The organism is Allostella sp. (assembly GCF_041913585.1).
Classification (GTDB): domain Bacteria; phylum Pseudomonadota; class Alphaproteobacteria; order ATCC43930; family Allostellaceae; genus Allostella.
The window spans coordinates 1-3352 of record NZ_JAYSFE010000236.1; the positions used below are offsets into that span (position 1 = coordinate 1).

Annotated in this window: 3 protein-coding genes; 1 reads left to right on the top strand and 2 read right to left on the bottom strand. The window is 75.1% G+C overall.

Features of this window, described 5'->3' with window-relative positions; genetic code table 11:
• Positions 1-2318: ATP-binding protein (locus tag ACE3Q3_RS23555; protein WP_374450170.1), on the top strand; the 2318-nt coding region annotated here is incomplete at its 5' end.
• A 12-nt stretch (positions 2319-2330) separates the two neighbouring features.
• Here the strand turns inward: ACE3Q3_RS23555 and ACE3Q3_RS23560 are convergent.
• Positions 2331-2561, bottom strand: coding sequence for a formate dehydrogenase subunit delta (locus ACE3Q3_RS23560; RefSeq protein ID WP_374450172.1), 231 nt, complete (start codon positions 2559-2561; stop codon positions 2331-2333).
• On the bottom strand, positions 2558-3352 hold a 795-nt coding region (gene fdhD / locus ACE3Q3_RS23565; protein ID WP_374450174.1), incomplete at its 5' end, for a formate dehydrogenase accessory sulfurtransferase FdhD. The genes fdhD and ACE3Q3_RS23560, both read right to left, overlap by 4 nt.

Here is a 3352-nt window from a genome sequence, read left to right on the forward strand (position 1 = left end):
CGGTGACGGAGGCGCTCGACGGCTGGCGCCAGGAGGCGGCGAGCTTCGTCGCGCTCGGCGGCGCCACCATCGCCCTGATCGGCGCCGGCGTGTTCCTGCTGTGGCGCCAGGTCCGGGTCGTGCAGCGGCGCGAGCACGAGCTGGCGGAGAGCGAGGCCCTGAAGTCGGGGATTCTGGCGTCCGCGCTGGACGGCATCGTCAGCACCGACGAGACCGGCCGGATCATCGAGTTCAACCCGGCGGCCGAAGGCATCTTCGGGCGCCGGCGCGCCGACGTACTGGGGCAGGCGGTCGGCCCGCTGCTGTTTCCCGACGGCCCGGCCGGACTGCTGGACGGGCTGCTGGCCGCCGCCGTCGGCGGCGGCGGCGGCCGCAGCGAATTGCAGGCCGTTCGCGCCGACGGCGAGGTCTTTCCGGCCGAGATCACGGTCACGGCGAGCCGCACCGACGGCGGCCGGGTCTTCACCGCCTATCTCCGCGACATCACCGAACGCCGCCGCACCGAGGCCGAACTGCGCGCCTCGCACGAACGCGCCGACGAGGCGAACCGCGCCAAGTCCGACTTCCTCGCCACCATCAGCCACGAGATCCGCACGCCGATGAACGGCATCATCGGCATGGCCTCGATCCTCCAGGATACCTCGCTGTCGGTCGAACAGCAGCGCTACCTCGCCACCATCCAGTCCTCGTCGGAGGCGCTGCTGCGCCTCATCGACGACCTGCTCGACTTCTCGCGCCTGGAGGCCGGCCGACTGGAGCTCGACCTCGGTGCGTTCGCACCGGGACCGGTGGCGGCCGCCGCCATCGACCTCGTGGCCCCCCTGGCACAGGCCAAGGGCCTGATGCTCGGCTGGCGCCTCGGCGCGGCAGTGCCGGCCGAGCTGCGCGGCGATGCCGGGCGCCTGAGACAGGTTCTCCTCAACCTCCTCGGCAACGCCGTCAAGTTCACCGCCACCGGCTCCGTCACCCTGACCGTCGAGCCGGCCGATGCCGGCGCCGCCATCCGCTTCGTCGTCGCCGACACCGGCATCGGCATTCCCATCGAAGCCCAGGATCGCGTCTTCGGGCGCTTCGAGCAGGTCGACACCTCGATCACCCGGCGCTTCGGCGGCTCCGGCCTCGGCCTCGCGATCAGCAAGCGGCTCGTCGAGCGCATGGGCGGCCAGATCGGGGTCGAGAGCCGGCCGGGGACGGGCAGCCGCTTCTGGTTCACGATCCCGGCGGCGGGCAGCCGGCCCGCCGAACCCGAGGCGCCGCCGACCGACGCGCGCGTCCTGGTGGTCGATCCGGATCCGGCGGTGCGCGCGGTCCTGGTCGACCAGATGCGCGACTGGGGCGTCGCCGCCGACGCCGCCGACGGCGGGCCCGCGGCCTGCGGGATGGCGGCCGAGGCCGAGGCCGCGCGGCGGCCCTACGGCATCCTCGTCGCACGGCGCGACCTCGCCGGCCTGCCGGCCGCCGTGCCCCGACGCATCGCGGTGGCCGAACGCCCGGGTCCTCGCGCCCTCAGCCCGGTGCACCCGGACGGGCTGCGCCGGGAACTGGCGCGCGAGGCGGCCACCGGCCCGGCGCTGCGCATCCTGGTCGCCGAGGACAACCCCACCAACCAGCAGATCCTGGCCACCATCCTGCGCAGCCTCGGACATCAGGTCGCACTGGCGCAGAACGGGCGCGAGGCGCTGGATCGCGCGGCCGCCGACGATTTCGACCTCGTGCTGATGGACATCCAGATGCCCGAGATGAGCGGCATCGAGGCGACCCGGCGCATCCGGGCATTGCCGGCGCCGCGCGGACGCGTGCCGATCGTCGCCGCGACCGCGATGGGATCGCCCGAGGATCGCACCGCCTTTCTCGCCGCCGGCATGAACGGCGTGCTGGTGAAGCCGATCACCCGCGCCGCCGTCGAGCGGGCGATCGCCGGCGAGGCCGCCGCCGCACCGAGGCCCGAGCGCGGGCCGGCGGCGCCGGATCTCGACGAGGCGGTGCTCGGGCCGCTGGCCAAGGCGCTGGGCCAGGACACCTTCCGGCGGCTGGTGCACCAACTCGTCGAGCAGACCCCGGCCATGCTCGCGCGGCTCGACGAGGCCCGGGAGGCCGGGGACGCCTCGCGGCTTGCGGCGACGGCGCACGCGCTGAGCGGCAGCCTGCGCAGCTTCGGCCTGGCGCGCGCGGCCCTGCACGCGCGCTCGGTCGAGACGCTGGCCCGCTCGGGACGGGTGGCGGAGGCGCAGGCCGAGGCGCGCCGGATCCCGGACGCGGCCCGGCTCGGCCTCGAACTGCTGTCCGCGATGGCGACCCCGGCCGAGCCGCAGGGATAGCCGGGCGGCGGCTCAGCCGCGGGACGGCGCCTGCCGGTCGCGCAGGCGCTCGGCCGCCTGGCGGGCGATCGGCGACAGGTCCGCACCGCCAGCGGCGAGGTGCGCGATCAGGGCCGCCCGCATGCGCGGGTCCCAGAACTTGACGATGTGGTCTTCGGTGCCGGCGACGGCCTCCGCCTCCGGGCGGCTGGCGAAGAAGCGGGCGATCTGGTTGGCCATGCGGTCGATGCGGTCGCTGCTCATGGCGCGGTCTCGCCCTCGGCCGCGACGACCCGGCCGGGATGGGTATAGAGGTTGAAGCCGTCGGGCCGGGCGAAGCCGGCCAGCGTCAGGCCGGCGTCCCGGGCCAGTTCGATCGCCAGCATGGTCGGCGCCGAGATGGCGACGATCACGGCGAATCCCGCGGTCGCCGCCTTCTGCACCATCTCCATGCTGCAGCGGCTGGTCAGGACCAGGAAGCCCTCGTCCGGCTTCAGGCCGGCGCGGGCCGCCGCGCCGACCAGCTTGTCGAGCGCGTTGTGCCGGCCGACATCCTCCCGCACCAGCCGCAGGCGCCCGTCGCGATCGGCGAGTGCCGCCGCGTGGACCGCGCCCGTCGCCCGGTTGGCGGCCTGGCGCGCCGGCAGGGCCGCGACCGCCGCCAGCACGGCGCTGGCAGCGACGGTCGGTCCCGGCGGGGCCGGCGGCAGCGGGCGGAGCGCTGCCTCGATGCTGGCGATGCCGCACAGGCCGCAGCCCGAGCGGCCGGGCAGGTTGCGGTGGCGCTCGGCCAGCGCTGCCACGCGCTCGGGCGGAATCGTCAGCCGGACGCGCATCCCGACATCGAGATCGGCGACCAGCAGATCCTGGATCTCGCCGACGTCGGCGACGATGCCCTCGGCGAGCGTGAAGCCGACCGCGAGGTCCTCAAGGTCGGCCGGGGTCGCCATCATGACGACGTGCGTCTCCCCGTCATAGGCGATCGCCACCGGCAGTTCGGCCGCCACCGCCTCGGCGCCGACCGAGGCCCGGCCGTCGCGCACCCGTACGACGCC